Raw genomic sequence first — 20144 nt, 5'->3', positions numbered from 1 at the left:
GATCAGATCCCAAAGATTTCCTTGGAGTTTTCCGTAGTGATAGCCGCGATCTCTTCTTCAGGCTTATTATATATCGAAGATAGTTTTTCCAACACCTTTATGATATAAGAGCTCTCGTTACGTTTTCCGCGATAGGGCGTCGGTGCCAAATACGGAGCATCCGTTTCCAGCACAATGTGTTTCAGGTCGATTTCGTTCAAAAATTTATCGATTTTACCATTTTTAAAGGTGGCCACACCACCAATACCCAACTTCATGTTGTAGGATAAAGCTTGATGGGCCTGTTCCAAAGTTCCCGTAAAACAATGGAAAATCCCGAAGAGGTCCTCTCCTTTTTCCTGTTCCAGCACTTCGAAAACCTCATCAAAGGCATCACGACAATGGATCACTATCGGCAACTGATGTTTTTTCGCCAACCGAATCTGATAAGCAAAGGCTTCTTGCTGCTCCTTCAAAAAAGTCTTGTCCCAATAAAGGTCTACCCCTATTTCACCAACGGCATAAAACTTTTTCTTGGACAACCACTTTTCCACATGGGCCAATTCGTCTTTATAATTTTCTTTGACGTGTGTTGGGTGCAAGCCCATCATCAAAAAAACATTATCGGGATAATCGGTTTCCAAATCCAACATGGATTGGGTGTAGGTTGAATCGATAGCGGGGATAAAAAAGCGCTTCACCCCTGCTTCTATGGCACGTTGCATCATTTCACTTCTATCCTCATCAAAGGCTTCACTATATAAATGGGTATGGGTATCGGTAACAATCATATCGCAAAAATAGGCTTATCTTAGACGTCCCAAAACTTTGTTTCTGATTAAAGATTCGTCAAGAGCATATTTTTCTATGGCATCACTCAAAAAATTCCTAAAATCCAAAGCATACATTAAAATACCTTTGGTATTGACCGAAACCAACCACTTTGAACTTATTGCCAGCATCAACGGCGTTACGGGCAAGTTCATATTGGATACGGGAGCCTCCAACACCTGCGTGGGAATGGATAAAATCGAATTTTTTGAAATGGCCTCAGAAGCTACGGACATTAAAGCGGCCGGTGCCGGTGCGACGGAAATGGAAACGTTAATATCCAACAAAAACAAAATCCAGATAGGGGACTGGAAAAAGAAAAAGCAGAAGGTCGTTCTTTTTGATCTCACCCATGTAAACCAAGCCTTGATAGCCCACAATGCCCTGCCTGTAGATGGAATCATTGGTGCCGATGTGCTTAAAAAAGGAAAGGCCGTGATCGATTACAACAAAAAATGCCTCTACTTAAAAAAGTAAAGGCATTTGTTCCTAGACCTCTCGCTTGCACTTCAACTTCGCTCAGCGGCCGTGCTCGAGGTGGCATTATTTTATAATTCCAACGCTTTTTTAACGTTGCCGTCCATCAACAATTCTTCTGGACTTTCCAATGCTTCTTTAACGGCAACCAAGAACCCAACGGATTCCTTACCGTCTATAATTCTGTGGTCGTAAGAAAGTGCTACGTACATTACAGGTGCAATGGCAATGGCCCCGTCCCTAACAATCGCGCGCTCCACAATGTTGTGCATACCCAAAATTCCACTCTGTGGTGGGTTAATGATCGGGGTAGACAACATAGAACCAAACACACCACCGTTTGTAATGGTAAAGGTACCACCTGTCATCTCATCCACAGTGATCTCACCTTCCCTGGCACGAATGGCCAAACGTTTTACTTCGGATTCGATTCCCCTAAATGAAAGGTTTTCAGCATTTCTGATTACAGGTACCATCAAACCTTTAGGTCCGGAAACTGCAATACTGATATCACAGAATTCGTAGGTGATCATTTCCTTACCATCGATCATAGAGTTAACGGCCGGGTACATTTGCAATGCACGAATTACCGCTTTGGTAAAGAAGGACATAAATCCAAGGCTTACACCATGTTTTTCTTTGAATTCTTCTTTATACTGTTTGCGCAACTCAAAGATGGCGGACATGTCCACTTCGTTGAAAGTGGTCAACATAGCCGTTTCGTTCTTCGCTGCAACCAAACGCTCGGCCACTTTTCTACGCAGCATGGACAATTTGGAACGGCTCTCCCCACGGCTACCGCCTGTTGGTGTCCCCATGGATGGTTTTGCCTTTACAGCATCGTCCTTGGTAATACGTCCATCTTTTCCACTTCCTGAAACGGATGAAGGTTCGATGCCTTTTTCGTCCAATATCTTTTTGGCGGCTGGAGATGGTGTTCCGGAAGCATAAGTTTCCTTTTTGGACTCCTCTTTCTTGGGCGCTTCTTTCTTAGGTTCTTCTTTTTTGGGCTCCTCTTTTTTCTCGGATGAGCCAGATGAACCTTCAGGCTTTTCCGCACTCGTATCGATGAGGCAAACCACCTCGCCAACGGCTACGGCGTCTCCCACTTCGGCCTTAAGGGTAATAACTCCGCTTTCCTCTGCAGGAAGCTCCAATGTTGCCTTGTCCGAGTCTACCTCGGCTATGGCCTGGTCCTTCTCCACATAGTCTCCATCCTCTACCAACCACTCGGCGATTTCTACCTCTGTAATGGATTCCCCCGGTGAGGGAACTTTCATTTCTAAAACCATTCTGTTATAGTTTATACTTGTATTATCTTAATTGCATGTTATCCTTACTCTTGTCAAAAACGTAGTCCAGTACTTGGGCATGACGTCTTTTTGAACGCACAGCACTACCTGCAGCCGGTGCACCATAGAATCTTCGGGATGCCACCCTAAACTGCTTGGCCTCATCCAAATGCATCAACATGTGGCTCCAAGCCCCCATGTTTCTTGGCTCTTCTTGGGCCCAAACAATATCGTCTGCATTTTTATATTTCTTGATAATGCTTCGCATTTCTTTTGCCGGTAATGGGAACAACTGCTCCACACGCACCAAAGCAACATCATCCCTTTCGAGCTCTTCTCGTTTTTCCAAAAGATCATAGTAGAATTTACCTGTACAGAAGACCAAGGTCTTCACCTTGGTTGTCTTCGCATCGGCGTCATCTATCACCATCTGAAAACTGCCATTGGCCATTTCCTCTTTAGTGGAATGTACCTTGGGGTGCCTCAACAGACTTTTAGGCGTAAAAACCACCAAAGGCTTACGGAATTTGGCTTTCATTTGCCTACGGAAGAGGTGAAACAAGTTCGCCGGGGTGGTCACATCCGCTACGAACATATTGTCCTTGGCACACAATTGCAGGTACCTTTCCATACGCGCCGATGAATGCTCCGCCCCTTGTCCTTCATAACCATGTGGCAATAAAAGCACCAATCCATTTTGCAGTTTCCATTTGTCCTCTGCAGAAGACAGGTATTGATCAATGATAATCTGTGCTCCGTTACTGAAGTCTCCGAATTGTGCCTCCCAGATGGTCAAAGTTTTTGGGCTTGCCATGGCGTAGCCATAATCAAATCCCATTACGGCATATTCCGAAAGCAATGAGTTGTAGATATGGAACTTTCCATTTTGGTTGTCACCCATTTCATTCAACAACACTACTTCTTCCTCGTGCATCTCTGTTTTGATGACGGCATGTCTGTGCGAGAAGGTGCCCCTTTCCACATCTTGACCTGTCATCCTAACATCGTAACCTTCTTCGATCAGTGATCCATAGGCCAAAAGTTCACCCATGGCCCAATCGAGCTTGTTATCCTCAAAATACATTTTATGGCGACCTTCCACCAATCGCACCAATTTTCTCAAAAATTTCTTGTTCTCGGGTAGCTTGGTGATGCTTTGGGCCACCTCATCCAATTTTTTAAGGTCGTATGTGGTATCCATAGGTTTCAGCATGACCTCCTCGGTCACTTGCTCAAACCCTTCCCATTCATCTTGCATGAAAGGGGTTATCCTGGTCTTCTCGATTTTACGGGAGTCCAAAAGATCCTCCTCGAGATCGTTCTTATATTTTTCTTCAAGTTCCTTTACGTAGTTCTCATCGATCACCCCTTCGGCAATCAATTTCTCCGCATAAATGTCCCTTGGGTTCTTGTGTTTGGAAATGGATTTGTACAATAACGGTTGGGTAAACTTGGGTTCGTCACCTTCGTTGTGCCCATACTTTCTGTATCCCAACAAATCCAAGAAAATATCGCGCTTGTATCGCATTCTATATTCCAATGCAAAAGTTGTGGCGTGCACCACGGCCTCGGCATCATCGGCATTTACATGAAGTACCGGTGAAAGGGTCACCTTGCCCACATCTGTACAATAGGTAGATGATCTTGCATCCAGGTAGTTCGTTGTAAACCCAATCTGGTTGTTCACCACAATATGAATGGTTCCCCCTGTTGTATATCCATCCAGGCGAGCCATCTGAATTACTTCGTATACTACGCCCTGTCCAGCAAAAGCTGCATCTCCATGAATCAGAATAGGAAGCACTTCCGTGATATCCTCCTGATGGTCGCGATCCTGCTTGGCCCTGGAAATTCCTTCAACGATCGAATTAACGGTCTCCAAGTGGGATGGATTCGGGGCAATGTTCATATTGACAATTTTGCCAGAGTCCGTTTCACGGGTAGAAGTCCATCCCAAGTGATATTTTACATCACCATCAAAGATGGTTTCCTCGTAATCCTTGCCGTCAAACTCGCTAAAAATATCCTTTGGTGACTTACCAAAAATATTGGTGAGCACATTTAAACGTCCCCTGTGGGCCATACCCACAACAAATTGTTTTACACCTTGATCGGCTGCCTTTTCAACAATGACATCCAACGCTGGAATCAAGGATTCGCCACCTTCGAGAGAAAATCGTTTTTGCCCCACATATTTGGTATGCAAAAAGCTTTCAAAAGAAACTGCTTCGTTTAACTTCCTTAGGATATTCTTCTTTTCGTCGGCCGTGTAATTTGGGTGATTGTGGTTTTTATTGAGCCAATCCTGAATCCATTGGATACGTTCCGGGGTTCGTATATACATGTACTCCACCCCTATCGCATCACAATAGATGCTTTCCAAGTGACGAATAATTTCTTTTAATGATGCCGGTCCGATACCCAGTATCTTTCCTGCATCAAAAACCGTATCCAAATCCTCTTGGTTCAGACCAAAGTTTTCGATGTCCAAAGTAGGGGCATACTTTCTTCGCTCCCTTACGGGATTGGTTTTGGTAAAGAGGTGTCCACGAGAGCGGTAACCATCAATAAGGCGAATTACCTGGAACTCCTTCTGAAGGGCTTCAGGCATCTCCACTTTCCTTCCATTGGAAAGCACAACCATTCCACCTTTGTCAGATTCGACCCCCAAATCTTCGAGGGAACCTTCCAAACCAAAATCAAATCCTTGAAAAAAAGCCCTCCAACTGGGCTCTACGTTATCGGGATTCGTTAGATATTTATCGTATTGCTCCGCAAAAAATGAAGTGTGCGCAGCGTTTAAAAATGAATATTTGTCCATTCTTTCTGTTTCTCCAAAACTTTATGGAAAATTTTGTCAAAAATACGGGTTTTAGCATTTATATGCTTGTATTCCCTTTAATTTCTTATTCAAATTTACAACTATATCACAGAATGAACATGAAAGCAATAAAAATGAAATTTTTAACTCAAATTAACAGGGGAAACTAAAAATAATTTAACTTGAACGCCTAGCTAAACCAACTTAACATGTCCAAACTTAAAAATAGGTACCTTTCCCTAGATGTTTTCAGGGGTCTGGATGTTGCCTTAATGATCATTGTGAACTCACCAGGAAACTGGTCCACTACATTTTCACCTTTATTACATGCCGAATGGAACGGTTTTACGTTGACCGACCTTGTATTCCCCACTTTTTTGTTTGTAGTTGGAAATTCCATGAGCTTTAGCATGAAGAAGTACGAAAGCATGGGACAATCCGCTGTTTTCAAAAAAGTCTTAAAGCGAACAGCGATTATATTCTTGCTCGGCTTTTTAATGTATTGGTACCCATTTTTTGATGATGGACAGTTAAAGCCCTTCTCGGAGACCCGGGTTTTTGGGGTTTTACAACGTATTGCCCTCTGCTACATGTTTGCCTCGATTATTCTTCATTTTGTGAAGACAAAAACAGCTATTTGGCTGAGTGTGGCATTTTTGGTCGGATACCATCTTATTTTAATTGGTTTTGGCGACCTCACCTTATCGGGCAATGCTGTGTTAAAACTTGACGAATGGCTTATCGGCGCCAACCACATGTACCATGGGGAAGGCATCGCTTTTGACCCAGAAGGCTTGTTGAGTACACTTCCCGCCATTGTCAATGTGATCATCGGTTATTTGGCCGGTCGATTTATCCAGAACAATGGTCAAAACTTCGAAACGGTGGCCAAATTGATGATGGTCGGGTTTGCCCTGGTTTTTGCAGGATTGGCATGGGACCTTATTTTGCCCATCAACAAAAAACTTTGGACAAGTTCCTTTGTATTGCTTACCTGCGGCATAGACCTTTTTGCCATTGCCATTCTTATTTACATTCTGGATATGAAGAAGGCCAAAGGTTGGAGTTACTTTTTTGAGGTTTTTGGCAAAAATACCTTGTTCATTTATTTATTATCGGAGTTGTTCATAATCACCCTTTTTGCGATAGACATTAATGGAGAGTCACTTTACAGATGGATTGCCAACAATGTATTTATATCGTGGTCGGGCGGACATGTTGGCTCTTTACTATTTGCCCTTTGGGTAATGCTCACCTGCTGGATCGTGGGCTATTTTATGGACAAAAAAGGTATTTACGTAAAAGTCTGACCAAAGGTCAGCTGCTATATTTGGCCTTGTACCAAACTTTTTGCCATTCCCTTTTTAAAAGTAAAAAGGATACCTCTGCCGAAATATCAACAACATCGGACGGAGCTATCCTTTTGACCTCATCTTCCGATATATCCACTACATATAATAGGTTGAGGTACTCTGGGAACTTTTCCACGATCAAAAAATAGATTTTTTCGTGAATGATGGTTTTAAGTTCTTCAGGAGATACGTCCAATGGAAGGTTTATAGGCACATTGGCCAATTCAAAATCCTTTTTGAGCTGGTGTATCAATTTTTGATAGAGTTGCTCTTGCTGAACGGTCTTCAGCAACTCCAAACTGTTATTATGGTTGGACAGCATACCCTATTTACGTACAAATTGGAGTTTGGGATTATTCTACCCTAACTTCTTATGATTTTCTCCCACTCCCATGCAGATTTCATAGCGTCGTCAAGGCTGGATTTTGCCTTCCAACGCAAAACCTCATTTGCCTTTTTAGTATCGGCGTAAGCTTGGGTAATGTCCCCAGGCCTCCTGTCCACTATTTTGTAGTTCAATTTTTCCCCAGAAACACGTTCAAAACTTTGGATGACCTCCAATACGGAGCTTCCTTTTCCCGTACCCAAATTAAACACTTCGTAATTGTCTTCATTCTTCCCTTCCAACAAACGCTGCAGTGCGGCAACGTGTGCCTTGGCCAAATCGACCACATGGATATAATCTCTTATGCAAGTACCATCTTCGGTAGGGTAATCATCGCCAAAAACAGAAAGTTGTTCCCTTAAACCTATGCCTGTTTGGGTGATAAAGGGCACCAAGTTTTGTGGCACTCCTATGGGCAGTTCTCCGATTTTACCCGATGGATGCGCCCCGATCGGGTTAAAATAGCGTAGGGCAATGGCTTTGATCTCTGGATGTACCTTGCAGGTGTCCCTTATAATTTCCTCGCCCACCTGTTTGGTGTTGCCATAAGGGGATTCGGCAGGTTTTACAGGAGCGGCCTCGGTAATCGGCATTTCATCGGCCTGACCATAGACGGTACAAGAACTACTGAAAATAAAGCTTGCGCCCCCTTTCTTCTTTAATTCTTGAAGAATATAGACCAATACTCCAAGGTTGTTTTCGTAATACAGTAAAGGGTTTTCCACGCTTTCGCCCACCGCTTTGGATGCCGCGAAATGGATAACCCCTACAATATCGCTATGTTCTTGAAAGAAATCTTGAACCTTTGGTTTGTCCCGGAGATCGAACTCTTCAAAAATGGGTTTTTTACCTGTAATGGCTTCTATGCCGTTTAACACACCTATAGATGAATTGGAAAGATTGTCCACAATGACCACTTCAAATCCTTCATTTTGCAATTCAACAACAGTGTGCGAACCAATAAAGCCCAACCCACCTGTTACGAGTATTTTCATTCTTATTTGTTTACAAAGTCGATTACCAAATTGGTTATGTGTTCAATTTGCTCATCATCCAATTCTGTATGCATGGGAAGGGAAATCACTTCGTTCACCAACTGATTGGTGACAGGGAAATCATCTTCGTTGTAACGGTCGTCCGCGTAAGCCTTTTGTTTGTGCAACGGAACTGGATAATATACACCACATGGAACGTCATTATCATTTAAATGTTGTACCAGCTCATCTCGTTTTCCATTGGTAACCCTCAAGGTATACTGGTGAAATACGTGGCAATCGCAAACGCTTTTCTCGGTATCGCAGCCGCAAGATATTTTTGGCGCGACAATATGCACTTGTCCTTTAAACGCCTTGGAATATTTTGCTGCCGCTTCCCAACGCTTTTGGTTGTAGAAATCCAATTTGGGCAATTTGGCACGTAACACAGCCGCTTGAATGGAGTCCAAGCGTGAATTTACACCAACTACATCGTGGTAATACCTTTTGTACATCCCATGATTTACAATACCTCGAATGGTATGCGCCAAATCATCATTATTGGTGAAAATGGCACCTCCATCTCCATAACAACCCAAGTTTTTGGACGGAAAGAACGATGTTGCACCAACATGCCCAATACTCCCTGCTTTTTGTTTGGAACCATCTTTGGAGAAATAAGAACCTCCTATAGCCTGTGCATTATCCTCTATTACGTATAAATCATGCTTTTTGGCCAACTCCATAATCCCATCCATATCGGCACATTGTCCAAAAAGATGTACAGGAACAATGGCTTTTGTTTTAGGCGTAATTGCCTTTTCAATGGCCTTCACATTTATGTTGAAGGTATCGGGTTCCACATCTACTAAAACAGGTGTGAGTTGTAACAGACCGATTACTTCCACGGTAGCCGCAAATGTAAAGTCCGCCGTGATCACTTCATCCCCTGGTTGCAATCCAAGTCCCATCATACATATTTGAAGTGCATCGGTACCATTGGCACACGGTATCACATGTTTTACACCCAAATACTCTTCCAGCTCATTCTGAAATGCGTGAACATGGGGTCCATTTATAAATGCAGAGGAATCCAAGATTTCCGCAATGGCTTCGTTGACCTCGGTTTTTATGCCTTCGTACTGACCTTTTAGGTCAACCATTTGTATTTTTTTCATTGGAATAAATTAATAGGTCAAAATTAAGAAATTAAGATGCCATAATGGTCTCTGACCGAAAGAATGTATTTTAGCGAAAAATGATGCCCTTGCGTTTTCTATATAACATCCTGATCAACCTCGCTTGGCTTGTGCTAAAAGTGGTCGCGCTTTTCAATGCTAAAATCAAATTGTTCGTGCAAGGCAGAAAGAGTACTTTTCCCTTGTTGGAAGAGCAACTGAGCCAAACGGACAAAACCATCTGGATGCACGTAGCTTCCCTTGGCGAGTTTGAACAAGGCCTGCCCATTTTGGAAAGATTACGCTCCAATTATCCTGAACATAAATTGGTTCTCAGCTTTTTTTCACCCTCGGGATACGAGGTCAAAAAGGATACTCCGGTTGCCGATGTGGTAGTTTATCTGCCTATGGACAGTAGTTACAAAGCAAAGCGCTTTTTAAGTCTAGTGAATCCAGAGCTGGCCATTTTTGTCAAGTACGAAGTCTGGCCCAATTACCTATATCATCTCAAGAAAAGAAATACTCCTACCATTTTGGTCTCGGCCATTTTTTCGGAGAGGCAGATCTATTTTAAATCCTTTGGGGGATTTATGCGAGAGAGTTTGCGGAAATTCGATCATTATTTTGTTCAGGATAAAAAGTCCAAAGTGCTTTTGGAATCCATCGGCCTAAACAATTCCAGTATTGGTGGCGATACCAGGTTAGACCGTGTTTCCGAAATATTGAAGCGCGACAACCATTTGGATTTTATGGATCGTTTCAAGAACAATCAAATGTGTTTGGTAGCGGGCAGTACTTGGCCCGAAGATGAAAAAATCCTGATCAATTACATGAACAACTCCAACGAAAAGGTAAAGTATGTGATAGCTCCCCATGAAATAAAGCCTACTCATATCGATAAAATTGCCTCTGCTCTAAAAAAAAGCGTGGTACGTTATTCGGAATTGGGCAACCAAAATCTAAAAGAGGTCGATGTCCTCATTATTGATACCATTGGATTGCTGACCAAAATTTACAGTTATGCTAACATCGCTTATGTGGGCGGAGGTTTTGCCACGGGATTGCACAACACTATGGAGCCTGCTGTTTTTGGAATTCCGATTATCATTGGGCCCCAATTTGAAGGCTTCAAGGAGGCAGAAGACTTGGTCAACGAAGGTGGTATCATTCCCGTTTCCAGTCAGGATAGTTTCGATAATTTAATGGGCGAGCTGTTAAACAAGCCCATTTCCATTAAAAACATAGGGGACATCAACTCCAATTATATTATCTCCAACCGAGGTGCAGCTGACTTGATCATGAAATACATTTCCAGCATTTTGTAAAATTTGGTTAGCTTTAACAAAATTCATCCCATATGGACAAGCGTATTTTTAGAATTTCATTGACAGCGGCCCTAGCGGGCTTTTTGTTTGGGTTCGACACAGTGGTTATTTCCGGTGCCAACCAACCTATAAAAGAAATATGGGACACCAATTGGTTTTTGGGAGACTCCATTTTTACTTTTCACGGCATCTTTATTATGTCCATGGCGCTTTGGGGAACCGTTTTAGGCTCACTTTTCGGCGGTATTCCCACAGATCGTTTGGGAAGAAAAAAAACCCTGTTTTGGATAGGGGTGCTTTATTTTGCATCGGCGATCGGTTCCGCCTTGGCGCCAGAGCCTTATAGTTTTTCGCTTTTCAGGTTTATAGGTGGTGTAGGTGTAGGCGCTTCTTCGGTAGCGGCTCCCGTATACATCTCCGAAATTTCTACTGCACAGACTCGTGGAAGGTTAACGGCCATGTACCAGTTCAACATTGTTTTTGGAATTTTGATTGCTTTTATATCCAACTACCTCATCGGGATAATTTTTGATGAAAACATAGCTTGGCGATGGATGTTGGGTATCGAAGGATTGCCAGCGCTCATTTATACCATCATGGTGTTTAAAATACCTAACAGCCCAAGGTGGTTGTTAATGAAAAACCATGCAGATGCCATAGTAATCGAATCCATTACCCTCCTAGGGATTGCAAAAGATAGGGCTTCCGTTCATTTGGAACAGATAAAGGTTGCTTTGTTGGACACTACAGAGAAGACCAAGGACAATCTGTTTTCCGGCAAATACAACAAATCGTTGGTACTAGCCTTTTTAATCGCATTTTTCAACCAACTGTCCGGTATTAATTTTGTGTTGTATTACGCTCCGGAAATATTGGAACGGGCAGGATTGGCCTCCGGGGAATCGCTCTTTAGTTCCATATCCATCGGGGTCATAAATTTGATTTTCACATTTGTGGGAATCTCTCTTATTGACAAACTGGGTCGTAAGCAGTTAATGTATATTGGCTCCATTGGCTACATTGTAAGTTTGGCCATGGTGGGATGGTGCTTTTATTCTGGAGCGAATTCTGTGCTTCTCCTCAGCTTTATTTTGATATTCATCGCATCCCACGCTATCGGCCAAGGTGCTGTGATATGGGTTTTTATTTCTGAAATATTCCCGAACAAAGTTCGCTCGTATGGGCAGTCTTGGGGAACTGGGACACATTGGGTATTCGCTGCTTTGATCACCTTGCTCACACCTACCTTTTTAGATGCTGAAATAGGTGTGTTCAAAGATAACCCTTGGCCTATATTTATCTTTTTTGCCGTTATGATGGTGCTTCAATTACTTTGGGTAATCTTTATGATGCCCGAGACGAAAGGAATCTCATTGGAAGAGCTGGGGAAACTGCTCAGCAGAAAACAAGAAGACTCCAAATAATTGGTTTACAGCACATGGTATAAATACATCCGTTAATCGAATATTGGGTTTCCATGTAAAGGTAATGCGCAAATAATTCCGTAAATTGAAGGAAATTACACTATTATGGCGGATGAAATTAGTTTTGGAAACAAACTCATGGTCGGCTTTTTGCGGGTCATGGTTTTTGTATTGATCGTAATACTGATAGCAATTCCTGTTTTAATTGCTTTGGACCTTTTAGGGGTATTGGAAGCCATAGGGCTCTCTTCCTAAAAAATAACATCTTGCTCTCCCATTGACTTTGTCACCAACTTTATGTAGGAGTCTATAGTTTTGTTTACATTAGCAGGCTCTGTTACGTCCACTTCTCCCCTCCAAATCAATTCTATTTCTTTTCCAACACATATACAGTACAGGGAAGTTTCTGCATGGTAAATATTGAAGGTATCGTAATATTCAGGGTCGAAGTAAATCTCTTGGTGCTCTAAATAATCCGTAGAGAAACGCATCAACATTCTATCCACATCGTTTATATGCTCCCTAAATGTTCTTCTGTTCTCTGTACCCACAACTTTAGTGAACAAAATAGCATCAAAGCCTTTATCCAAAAGTTGTTGCTCCACTTCCTCCAATTCCTTTTCGGACCTTTTCCCTGAAGTAAATTCTACATCAAAAACATCCATACTGCGCACCGCATCAATACCTTGTTGCTTTAAAGCATCCGCAAAACCGGTCTCGAACTCCATCCGGGCATTGTCATCTTGTATCATACCCACAACCAGCACTTGGTAAGCATCAAAAAGAACGATATCCGGGTTCTTCCAGGTACTGACCAACCTAGTGGAGGAACAACCCATTAGTAAAAGCAGGCTTAAAGCAATTAATTTTGATTTCATGACAATAGTTTTAACGATTGATGCGCAGAATGGATTTGTTTTTATTTAGTGGGTAGCAAATGTAGCTTGCCTTTTTTCTAACTGTCTTTTTAAATCTTCAATGGTATTTGCCATGGATTTTTCAAAATCATCCGTATTGGACTTTGCAAAAATCCTAGGACCCGGGGCACTCAGTTCTATTTCGCAAATTTTGCCTTCTCCAGAACTGTAGTTCTCTTCTTTAAAAAGTACGTTGGCTTTGATCAACCAACTGTATTTGTTTTCTAAACCCTCCAGTTTTTTCATTAACAATTGGGTCAATGATTCACTGGTCATCATTTTTTGATATTGAACATGTACTTCCATGATTATTGTTTTGATTACATTCAAATCTATAACTACTAAAGAAAAGATTTAATGACAATTGTCAGTTTAAATTGCTTCCATCTATCCTAAAGAAAAAGGTTGCCCCGTACTTTGTAGTACCGAGAACCAAAACTCTCCTTCAATGTCTATTTTTTTTCGTTTTTTAGTGACTTCGGAAATGGGCACATACACATATCGATTGTTGACCCTACTGGCCACAAATTTGGTTTTACCTGCCATTGCACCATGTACTGCCTGGTAGGCCAACCTACTGCAGAACACGCTATCGCTGGAGTTTGCCGGAGCACACCGAACAATGTAACTGGGGTCGATATATTTTATGGTCACAGGGCTTTTACCCTCGAAGTATTCCACGATTTTTTCCTTGAGTAAAACTCCAATATCCTCGTGCTGAATGTTCCCAGATGCGTCTTTAACGATCTTTCTGTCCTTAAAGAGTTTTTGTCCCGCTCCTTCGGCAACTACGATCACCGCATGTTTTTTTTCGTGAAGGCGCTGTTCCAATACTTTTAAAAACCCTTTTTCTCCTTCCAGGGCAAAATCCATTTCGGGAATCAGTACAAAATTTACCACGGGCATAGCCAAAGCGGCAGAAGCAGCGATAAAACCACTATCCCTTCCCATTAACTTGATAATGGAGATTCCATTATAAGCTCCTGTCGCTTCATTATGGGCATCTCGCAAAATAGGACTTGCCACATCAAAAGCAGTTTCAAAACCAAAGGATTCATCGATCAGGTCGATATCGTTATCAATGGTCTTTGGTATTCCTACCACACTGATTTTAGCGTTTCTCCTTGAGATTTCTTCACCTAAGGCGTTTACGCCTTTTAAGGTTCCATCACCTCCAATGGCAAATAGCATATCCACCTTGTTTTCCTCCAAGGTATCCACCATCACGGAAACATCTTGCGCCCCTCTGGACGAGCCCAAATATGTACCTCCAAATTGATGGATATCCTTTACTTTTTCTGGCGTCAATTGTATCAAGTCATGTCCTTTTTCTGGATTAAGGCCTTCATAGCCATATGGCACCCCTATAATTTTTTTAACTCCATAGAAATAATGTAGTGCCATCACCAAACCCCGTATCACATTGTTAATACCAGGACATAAACCTCCACATGTAACTATGGCCGCAGTAGCCTTATCCGAATCAAAAAAAAGATTTTGCCGTGGGCCCGCCTTTTCCAAACAAAGCGGCTCTTCCCCATTTTTTAAACATTGTTGGTAATGTTCCATGGAAAGGTCAAAGACCAGCTTATCGGATTCTCTGATAAAATCGAATATATGGTCCCCCTTTAGCGTACTTAGCTCAAGGGGCGACTTGAATTTAGGCGCCCCCAAGCTTTCTATATGAAATCTATTTGTGCTATTCACTTTATTTAGGTCTTAAAGATGTTCCGTTAAACTATGGTGCGAATCAATTAGCGGACCACCATTCATAATTTCCTCCGAAGCTTGGCTTGCAAACTTATCGAAGTTGATATGGAACGAATGCGCCAATTGTATCGCTTTGCTTACATAAGCTCCTTTTTGCAACCAAGTATTCATTGGGTCCAACATTTCCGTAGGAACGCCCGGGCAATATTTTGGCATATGTAATCCAAAAATGGGGTGCGTATCAAAATCCACATCGTCCAATTTACCTTCGAGAATGGCAGAAATCATTGCTCTCGTATATTTCAGTTTAATTCTAGACCCCACTCCGTAAGGTCCTCCACTCCATCCGGTATTGATCAGCCACACATTAACTCCGGAGGCTTTCATTTTTTCGCTTAGCATTTCAGCATAAACTGTGGGGTGCAATGGCATAAAAGGCTCTCCAAAACAGGCCGAGAACGATGGCACGGGCTCCGTAATACCTGCCTCTGTTCCTGCAACCTTAGCCGTATAGCCCGAAATAAAGTGGTAAGCTGCTTGGCCTGGGGTCAATTTAGATACCGGCGGTAATACGCCAAATGCATCACAAGTTAAGAAAAAGATATTTTTAGGGTTGGATGCATAGGATGGCTCTTGTATGTTATCGATATGGTAAATAGGATAACTTACCCGTGTGTTCTGTGTGATGGAACTATCGAAGAAATCCACTTCTTTTGTTCCTTCTTTGAACACCACATTTTCCAATAGCGCTCCAGGTCTGATGGCCCTGAAAATGTCAGGTTCCTTTTCCTCGGTAAGATCGATTACTTTGGCATAGCACCCACCTTCAAAGTTAAAGATGGTGTCCTCTTTGGTCCAACCGTGCTCATCGTCCCCGATAAGTTTACGCTCTGGGTCTGCGGACAAAGTGGTTTTACCTGTTCCGGACAATCCAAAGAAAATTGCGGTGTCCCCAGCTTCACCAACATTGGCGGAGCAGTGCATTGGGAGCACCTCTTTTTCAGTGGGCAGGATAAGGTTTAGTGCGGAGAAAATACCTTTTTTCATTTCCCCGGTATAGGCAGACCCGCCTACCAAGGCAATTTTTTTGGTGAAATTAAGGATGGAGAAATTTCCGCTCAATATGCCATATTCAGATGGATTTTGGGCTTCATAACCTGGTGCACAAAGTACTAACCACTCTTCTTCAAAATCCTCGAGCTCGCTCTCATCCAAACGCAGGAACATGTTTTTAATGAAGTAGTTGGACCAAGGATATTCGGTGATGGTTCTAACATTCATTCTGTATTTTGGGTCTGCGCACACGTAGGCATCCCTTACAAAAACTTCCTTGCCATCGAGGTAATTTGTTATCTCATCGTATAACTTGTCAAAGTTCTCAGGGGATACAGGTTTGTTGATCCTGCCCCACCATACTTTGTCCTTGGTATAATCATCTTTTACCAAAAACCGGTCTTTGGGCGACCTTCCTGTAAACTTTCCCGTGTTCACGCAAAGGGTGCCATTTTCGGTTTCTACTCCCATGCCCTTTTCAAGTGTAAGTTTTTGTAACGTTTCAGCATCAAGATTCCATTGCGCCCGGACATTTTTCAATCCATACTTACTAAGATCTTTGGTTGTGCTCATAATTGTGGTTTTAATGGTTAGAAGCTCCATATCCATGGAACCAATACTAATGTTGCTATAAAGAAAAGCAGGAGCAAAGGCCCACCCACTTTTACGTAATCAATAAATTTATATCCGCCCGCTGCCATTACCATGGCATTGGTAGTTGTCCCCACAGGGGTTAAAAACGCAGTCGAGGCACTTACCGCAACAGCAATCATAAAGGGTTTTGGCGAAACCCCCAAGGTAGTGGATGCCATAATAGCGATCGGCGCCATTAATACTGCAGTTGCCGAATTGTTTATGGTTTGACTAAAAGCTGCAGTCAACAAGAAAATACCTGCCAATAAGGCTACGGGATGTATACTTCCCAAGGTATCCACTAGACTATTGGCCGCCAATTGTGCCACACCTGTTTTTTGCAATGCCAATCCCATAGGTATCATGGCCGCGATCATCACCACACTTGTCCAGCTGATCCCCTTGTATGCTTTTGATATGGGAACACATCCAGTCAACATCATGATTCCCGCACATACCAGTGCTGCAATGGCCCCGGGCAATATATTGAGCACCAAAAGCAGAATCATCAACACTAAGGTCCCTAAAGCAATATAACTCCTTGTAGTGAGTTGATCCACATTTTTGGACAGAGCTTCAGGACTTCCGGATATCACCAGATTCTCGTACATCGATTTCAGCGCTATAATATTTTCCCATTGGCCACGAATCACAAAGGCATCTCCTGCTTTGATTTTTATTTTTCCCGTTAAGGGGGCATTGTCCCGTGATACGGCCAATAGTTGCACCCCGGTCTTACGAAGGTAGTGACCCAAATTAATGGTCTTGCCCACAAAAACAGATTTTGGTGTAATGATCATTTCTGCCATCCCCACCTCTTGGTTGATCAGTTCTTTTTTGAGCATATCCTTTTCAGGCTTAAGTGGTATTACACCCAAATGGAACTTTAAAACGAGACGATCCACATCTTCTGGTTCACCTTTCACAGTAATAATATCGTGATAACGCATTTCGGTATCCAATCCGGGCATTTCCACAAACTGTGGTATTCGGTGCAGTTTATTGGGGTGTCTGCGTTTTAATCGCATTACCGAAACCTTGTGCTCGCTCTCAAAATCCCATTCCCCTATTGTGGTATTTATCAATTGGGACATGGACCGGATACGTAATCGGTAAAGATTATCACCAATACTGTAGTTTTCTATCCATTTGTGCATTTCCTGATCTATGGCCATGGGCTTGTTATTTGTCCTGTGGTCGGGAAGCAATTTGTAACCCAGATACCTAAAATAGAGGACGGAAACAATAAGGAGCGGCACTCCTATCAATCCAAATTCAAAGAACGAAAAACCCGTAAATCCATTTTCGGACAAAGCATTGCTCACAATAATATTGGGTGGTGTACCTGTTAAGGTGAGCAGTCCGCCCGTATTGGAACCAAAGGCCACGGGAATCAATAATTTTGATGGCAGTGTTCCCGCATTCCAAGCTGCAGTTACGGTAACTGGAAGCAATGCAGCAACCGTCCCTGTATTGCTCACAAAACCGGAAAGCAAACTGGATCCCAAGGTAACAATGACCAATAAGCGGGAAATATTCTTTCTGGCCCATTTCACGAAAAACTGACCTGCCATAGCCGTCCAACCAGTTCTGGAAAGTCCTTCCCCAATGATAAATAGGGCCGCAATCATAATTACCGTTGGATTGCTAAACCCTGCCAAGGTCTCACTAATATTCAAAATTCCTGTGAGAAAAAGTGAGAGCATGGCCATGAGAGCCACTACATCCGGAGGGAATTTACCCCATACAAATAGAAAAATGGTAACCCCTAAGATAATCAGCAGTGGCAGCATGCTAAGCAATAAAGGTTTAAGTTTAGTCCAGGGCCAGCACCGGAATCTCCGAGTGCAAGGTCAATAGTTTGGTCAACCGTCCTTCGGATGGCTCACTCCTTTCCGTATGGTTTCGTGGCAATATGGTCAACATATCAATGTTTTTCTCTGCGATATAATCCAATATGCCCTGTTCCACATCATCATTTTTACTAAAGGAATGATCCTCATAAAAATGCTCTAAATAATATTCCAACAGATTCTCGTTGGATTCCTTAATCGCCTTTTCATCGTAGATGGAATCCTTGTAAATGGTAAGGGCATGAACACGGGCGTCAAAAGTACGGGCAATGTCCAAAAGGGTCTCCAAAACTTCTTTGTCATCAATTTTTTCGCCCCCCATCACCAAGGCAATGTTTTTGGGGTCCTTAATACTTGTTCCATAAGGAATTGAGATTACAGGGCAGTTGGCCTTTAAAACCAGTTGCGAGGTATTGGTGATAGCTTCATCCGTGATTTTATCGCCCATGGTCCCCATCATGATGATATCGGCATTACTTTTTTCTTGGGCCGAAAGAATGGTTCCGATCACTTCACCTGTATCCGTCATAAAACTTGGTGCAACCTTCAATCTAACATCAAAAGACTGCATTACCTTGGAAAAATCGTTTTCCAATTTTTTACTGTCCGCTTCACTAATGGCCATATTGCCCACATACAAGCCTAAAATGCCAATGGAACGTTCTGTTCCAACAAAGTTGACCACATATTCCAAAGCATTTATGGATGCCTCCGAAAAATCAAAAGGAACTAATATTTTTTTTAAACTGCTCATACCTATTTTATTTATTTCAATACACAATCAAAAGTAGAATCGACCCATCACCTAAAACATGACAGAAGTCAGTATTTCTAACTTTTCCATGATATTAGCAAAAATTCCGTCCCCATAAAAATACGGTAAGTTATTTTTTTTGATACCATATTGGTTATATTTAAAAACCTAAAAACAATTCGACTTTACATATGGATTTAGTAATTGGTGTTGATATTGGAGGAACCAAAACCAAGATAGGTCTGGTGGACGAACATGGTGAATGCTACGAAAAAACATTTTTTAGGACCAAGGAGTACCCCAACCTAGACGATTATCTGGACAAAATAAAATCTACTGTAGACGAACTTTTGGAGCGATTTGGAGAAGGTGCCAATGTGATTGGTTGCGGTATTGGTGCACCAAATGCCTCCAGCAAAAATGGAACTATTGAAAGTGCCAGTAATTTGGCTTGGAAAGGAAGTGTGCCATTGGTAAAACTTTTAAAGCAACGCTTGGACATGCCCATACGTATTATGAACGATGCCAGTGCAGCGGCCTTGGGCGAAATGTTGTTTGGAGGAGCCAAGGACATGACGGATTTTATCGTAATCACTTTGGGCACCGGTTTTGGGGCAGGAATCGTAGCCAATGGTCAACTCATAGATGGGTTTGATGGGTTTGCAGGTGAATTGGGCCATGTAGACATGACCATCGGCGACGGTAGGTTAACGGGACTTGGAGTAAAAGGAGGTTTGGAGGCATACGTATCCGCTACTGGATTAAAGCGAACAATCATGTACATGCAGAGCAAGTATTTGGTAGATAGCAGGTTTAGGGGTATTGCATATAACGACCTTCACGGAGAAGACATTACCCAAGCTGCCGAAGAAGGGGACGAAATTGCCCTTAAAGCTTTCGATTACACGGCCCGCATCATGGCTCAAGCATTGGCCAACTTTACTGCCTTTACACAGCCAGAGGCATTTATTTTAATGGGAGGATTGACCAATAGCGGTAAATGGATCATGACTCCTTTGGAAAAATATTTTAACCGATTCTTGTTAGATGTTTATAAAGGAAAGGTAAAACTTCTACACTCAAGTATGCATGGTAAAACGGCTGCCATATGTGGAGCTGCGGCCCTTATCTGGGAAAATAAAAAGAAAAAACGGGTCTAAAACAGTCTGTTTTTATAACAACGAAC

At 42.4% G+C, this 20144-nt stretch carries 18 protein-coding genes; 6 read left to right on the top strand and 12 right to left on the bottom strand.

Annotation, left to right across the window (positions count from 1 at the left end):
- Positions 1-2: 2 nt before the first annotated feature.
- On the bottom strand, positions 3-770 hold the full coding sequence (locus tag J0X13_RS12310) for a TatD family hydrolase (RefSeq protein ID WP_207071717.1): 768 nt from the start codon (positions 768-770) through the stop codon (positions 3-5).
- A gap of 76 nt (positions 771-846) precedes the next feature.
- On the opposite strand from J0X13_RS12310, the gene J0X13_RS12305 reads away from it, so the two are divergent.
- Entirely contained in the window at positions 847-1287 is a 441-nt protein-coding gene (locus J0X13_RS12305; protein WP_207071716.1) for a retropepsin-like aspartic protease family protein, read from the top strand.
- 71 nt (positions 1288-1358) lie between these two features.
- On the opposite strand, the gene odhB is transcribed toward J0X13_RS12305, so the two are convergent.
- Positions 1359-2579, bottom strand: coding sequence for a 2-oxoglutarate dehydrogenase complex dihydrolipoyllysine-residue succinyltransferase (odhB, locus tag J0X13_RS12300; RefSeq protein WP_207071715.1), 1221 nt, complete (start codon positions 2577-2579; stop codon positions 1359-1361).
- Between the two features lie 22 nt (positions 2580-2601).
- A complete protein-coding gene (locus J0X13_RS12295) occupies positions 2602-5400 on the bottom strand; it encodes a 2-oxoglutarate dehydrogenase E1 component (protein ID WP_207071714.1) in 2799 nt (932 codons plus the stop codon).
- 209 nt (positions 5401-5609) lie between these two features.
- On the opposite strand from J0X13_RS12295, the gene J0X13_RS12290 reads away from it, so the two are divergent.
- On the top strand, positions 5610-6710 hold the full coding sequence (locus J0X13_RS12290) for an acyltransferase family protein (protein ID WP_207071713.1): 1101 nt from the start codon (positions 5610-5612) through the stop codon (positions 6708-6710).
- A gap of 7 nt (positions 6711-6717) precedes the next feature.
- Here the strand turns inward: J0X13_RS12290 and J0X13_RS12285 are convergent, their stop codons facing one another.
- Genes J0X13_RS12285 through J0X13_RS12275 form a run of 3 tightly spaced genes read right to left on the bottom strand, consistent with a single transcriptional unit; the run spans position 6718 to position 9289 of the window.
- Positions 6718-7074, bottom strand: a complete 357-nt coding sequence (locus J0X13_RS12285) for a hypothetical protein (RefSeq protein ID WP_207071712.1) — start codon at positions 7072-7074, stop codon at positions 6718-6720.
- Positions 7075-7115: 41 nt separating this feature from the next.
- On the bottom strand, positions 7116-8132 hold the full coding sequence (galE, locus tag J0X13_RS12280; RefSeq protein WP_207071711.1) for a UDP-glucose 4-epimerase GalE: 1017 nt from the start codon (positions 8130-8132) through the stop codon (positions 7116-7118).
- Positions 8133-8134: 2 nt separating this feature from the next.
- Positions 8135-9289, bottom strand: coding sequence for a DegT/DnrJ/EryC1/StrS family aminotransferase (locus tag J0X13_RS12275; RefSeq protein WP_207071710.1), 1155 nt, complete (start codon positions 9287-9289; stop codon positions 8135-8137).
- A gap of 83 nt (positions 9290-9372) precedes the next feature.
- Here J0X13_RS12275 and J0X13_RS12270 point away from each other — a divergent pair, with 83 nt between their 5' ends.
- The 3 genes from J0X13_RS12270 (at position 9373) to J0X13_RS12260 (ending at position 12293) form a co-directional block, all read left to right on the top strand.
- Entirely contained in the window at positions 9373-10614 is a 1242-nt protein-coding gene (locus J0X13_RS12270) for a 3-deoxy-D-manno-octulosonic acid transferase (RefSeq protein ID WP_207072055.1), read from the top strand.
- A gap of 32 nt (positions 10615-10646) precedes the next feature.
- The gene (locus tag J0X13_RS12265; protein ID WP_207071709.1) at positions 10647-12038 is read left to right on the top strand and encodes a sugar porter family MFS transporter; all 1392 of its coding nucleotides are present in this window, start codon (positions 10647-10649) and stop codon (positions 12036-12038) included.
- A gap of 105 nt (positions 12039-12143) precedes the next feature.
- The gene (locus J0X13_RS12260) at positions 12144-12293 is read left to right on the top strand and encodes a hypothetical protein (protein WP_207071708.1); all 150 of its coding nucleotides are present in this window, start codon (positions 12144-12146) and stop codon (positions 12291-12293) included.
- Here J0X13_RS12260 and J0X13_RS12255 read toward each other — a convergent pair.
- From J0X13_RS12255 to J0X13_RS12230, 6 genes are all read right to left on the bottom strand, one after another.
- A complete protein-coding gene (locus tag J0X13_RS12255; RefSeq protein WP_207071707.1) occupies positions 12290-12916 on the bottom strand; it encodes a hypothetical protein in 627 nt (208 codons plus the stop codon). The genes J0X13_RS12260 and J0X13_RS12255 overlap by 4 nt on opposite strands.
- Before the next feature lie 45 nt (positions 12917-12961).
- Entirely contained in the window at positions 12962-13261 is a 300-nt protein-coding gene (locus tag J0X13_RS12250) for an HPF/RaiA family ribosome-associated protein (RefSeq protein ID WP_207071706.1), read from the bottom strand.
- 81 nt (positions 13262-13342) lie between these two features.
- Positions 13343-14662, bottom strand: coding sequence for an ATP-dependent 6-phosphofructokinase (locus tag J0X13_RS12245; protein ID WP_207071705.1), 1320 nt, complete (start codon positions 14660-14662; stop codon positions 13343-13345).
- Positions 14663-14674: 12 nt separating this feature from the next.
- Positions 14675-16291: a phosphoenolpyruvate carboxykinase (ATP) gene (pckA, locus tag J0X13_RS12240; RefSeq protein WP_242535722.1), complete on the bottom strand. Its 1617-nt coding sequence runs from the start codon at positions 16289-16291 to the stop codon at positions 14675-14677.
- 17 nt (positions 16292-16308) lie between these two features.
- Positions 16309-18144, bottom strand: a complete 1836-nt coding sequence (locus J0X13_RS12235; protein WP_207071704.1) for an SLC13 family permease — start codon at positions 18142-18144, stop codon at positions 16309-16311.
- 22 nt (positions 18145-18166) lie between these two features.
- Positions 18167-18958, bottom strand: a complete 792-nt coding sequence (locus tag J0X13_RS12230) for a universal stress protein (protein WP_207071703.1) — start codon at positions 18956-18958, stop codon at positions 18167-18169.
- Between the two features lie 191 nt (positions 18959-19149).
- Between J0X13_RS12230 and J0X13_RS12225 the strand changes: the two genes are divergently transcribed.
- Positions 19150-20118, top strand: coding sequence for an ROK family protein (locus J0X13_RS12225; protein ID WP_207071702.1), 969 nt, complete (start codon positions 19150-19152; stop codon positions 20116-20118).
- Positions 20119-20144 lie beyond the last annotated feature (26 nt).

Source organism: [Muricauda] lutisoli (nom. illeg.), from assembly GCF_017313105.1.
Classification (GTDB): Bacteria; Bacteroidota; Bacteroidia; order Flavobacteriales; family Flavobacteriaceae; genus Flagellimonas; species Flagellimonas lutisoli.
This window is presented reverse-complemented; position numbering and strand designations above follow the sequence as displayed.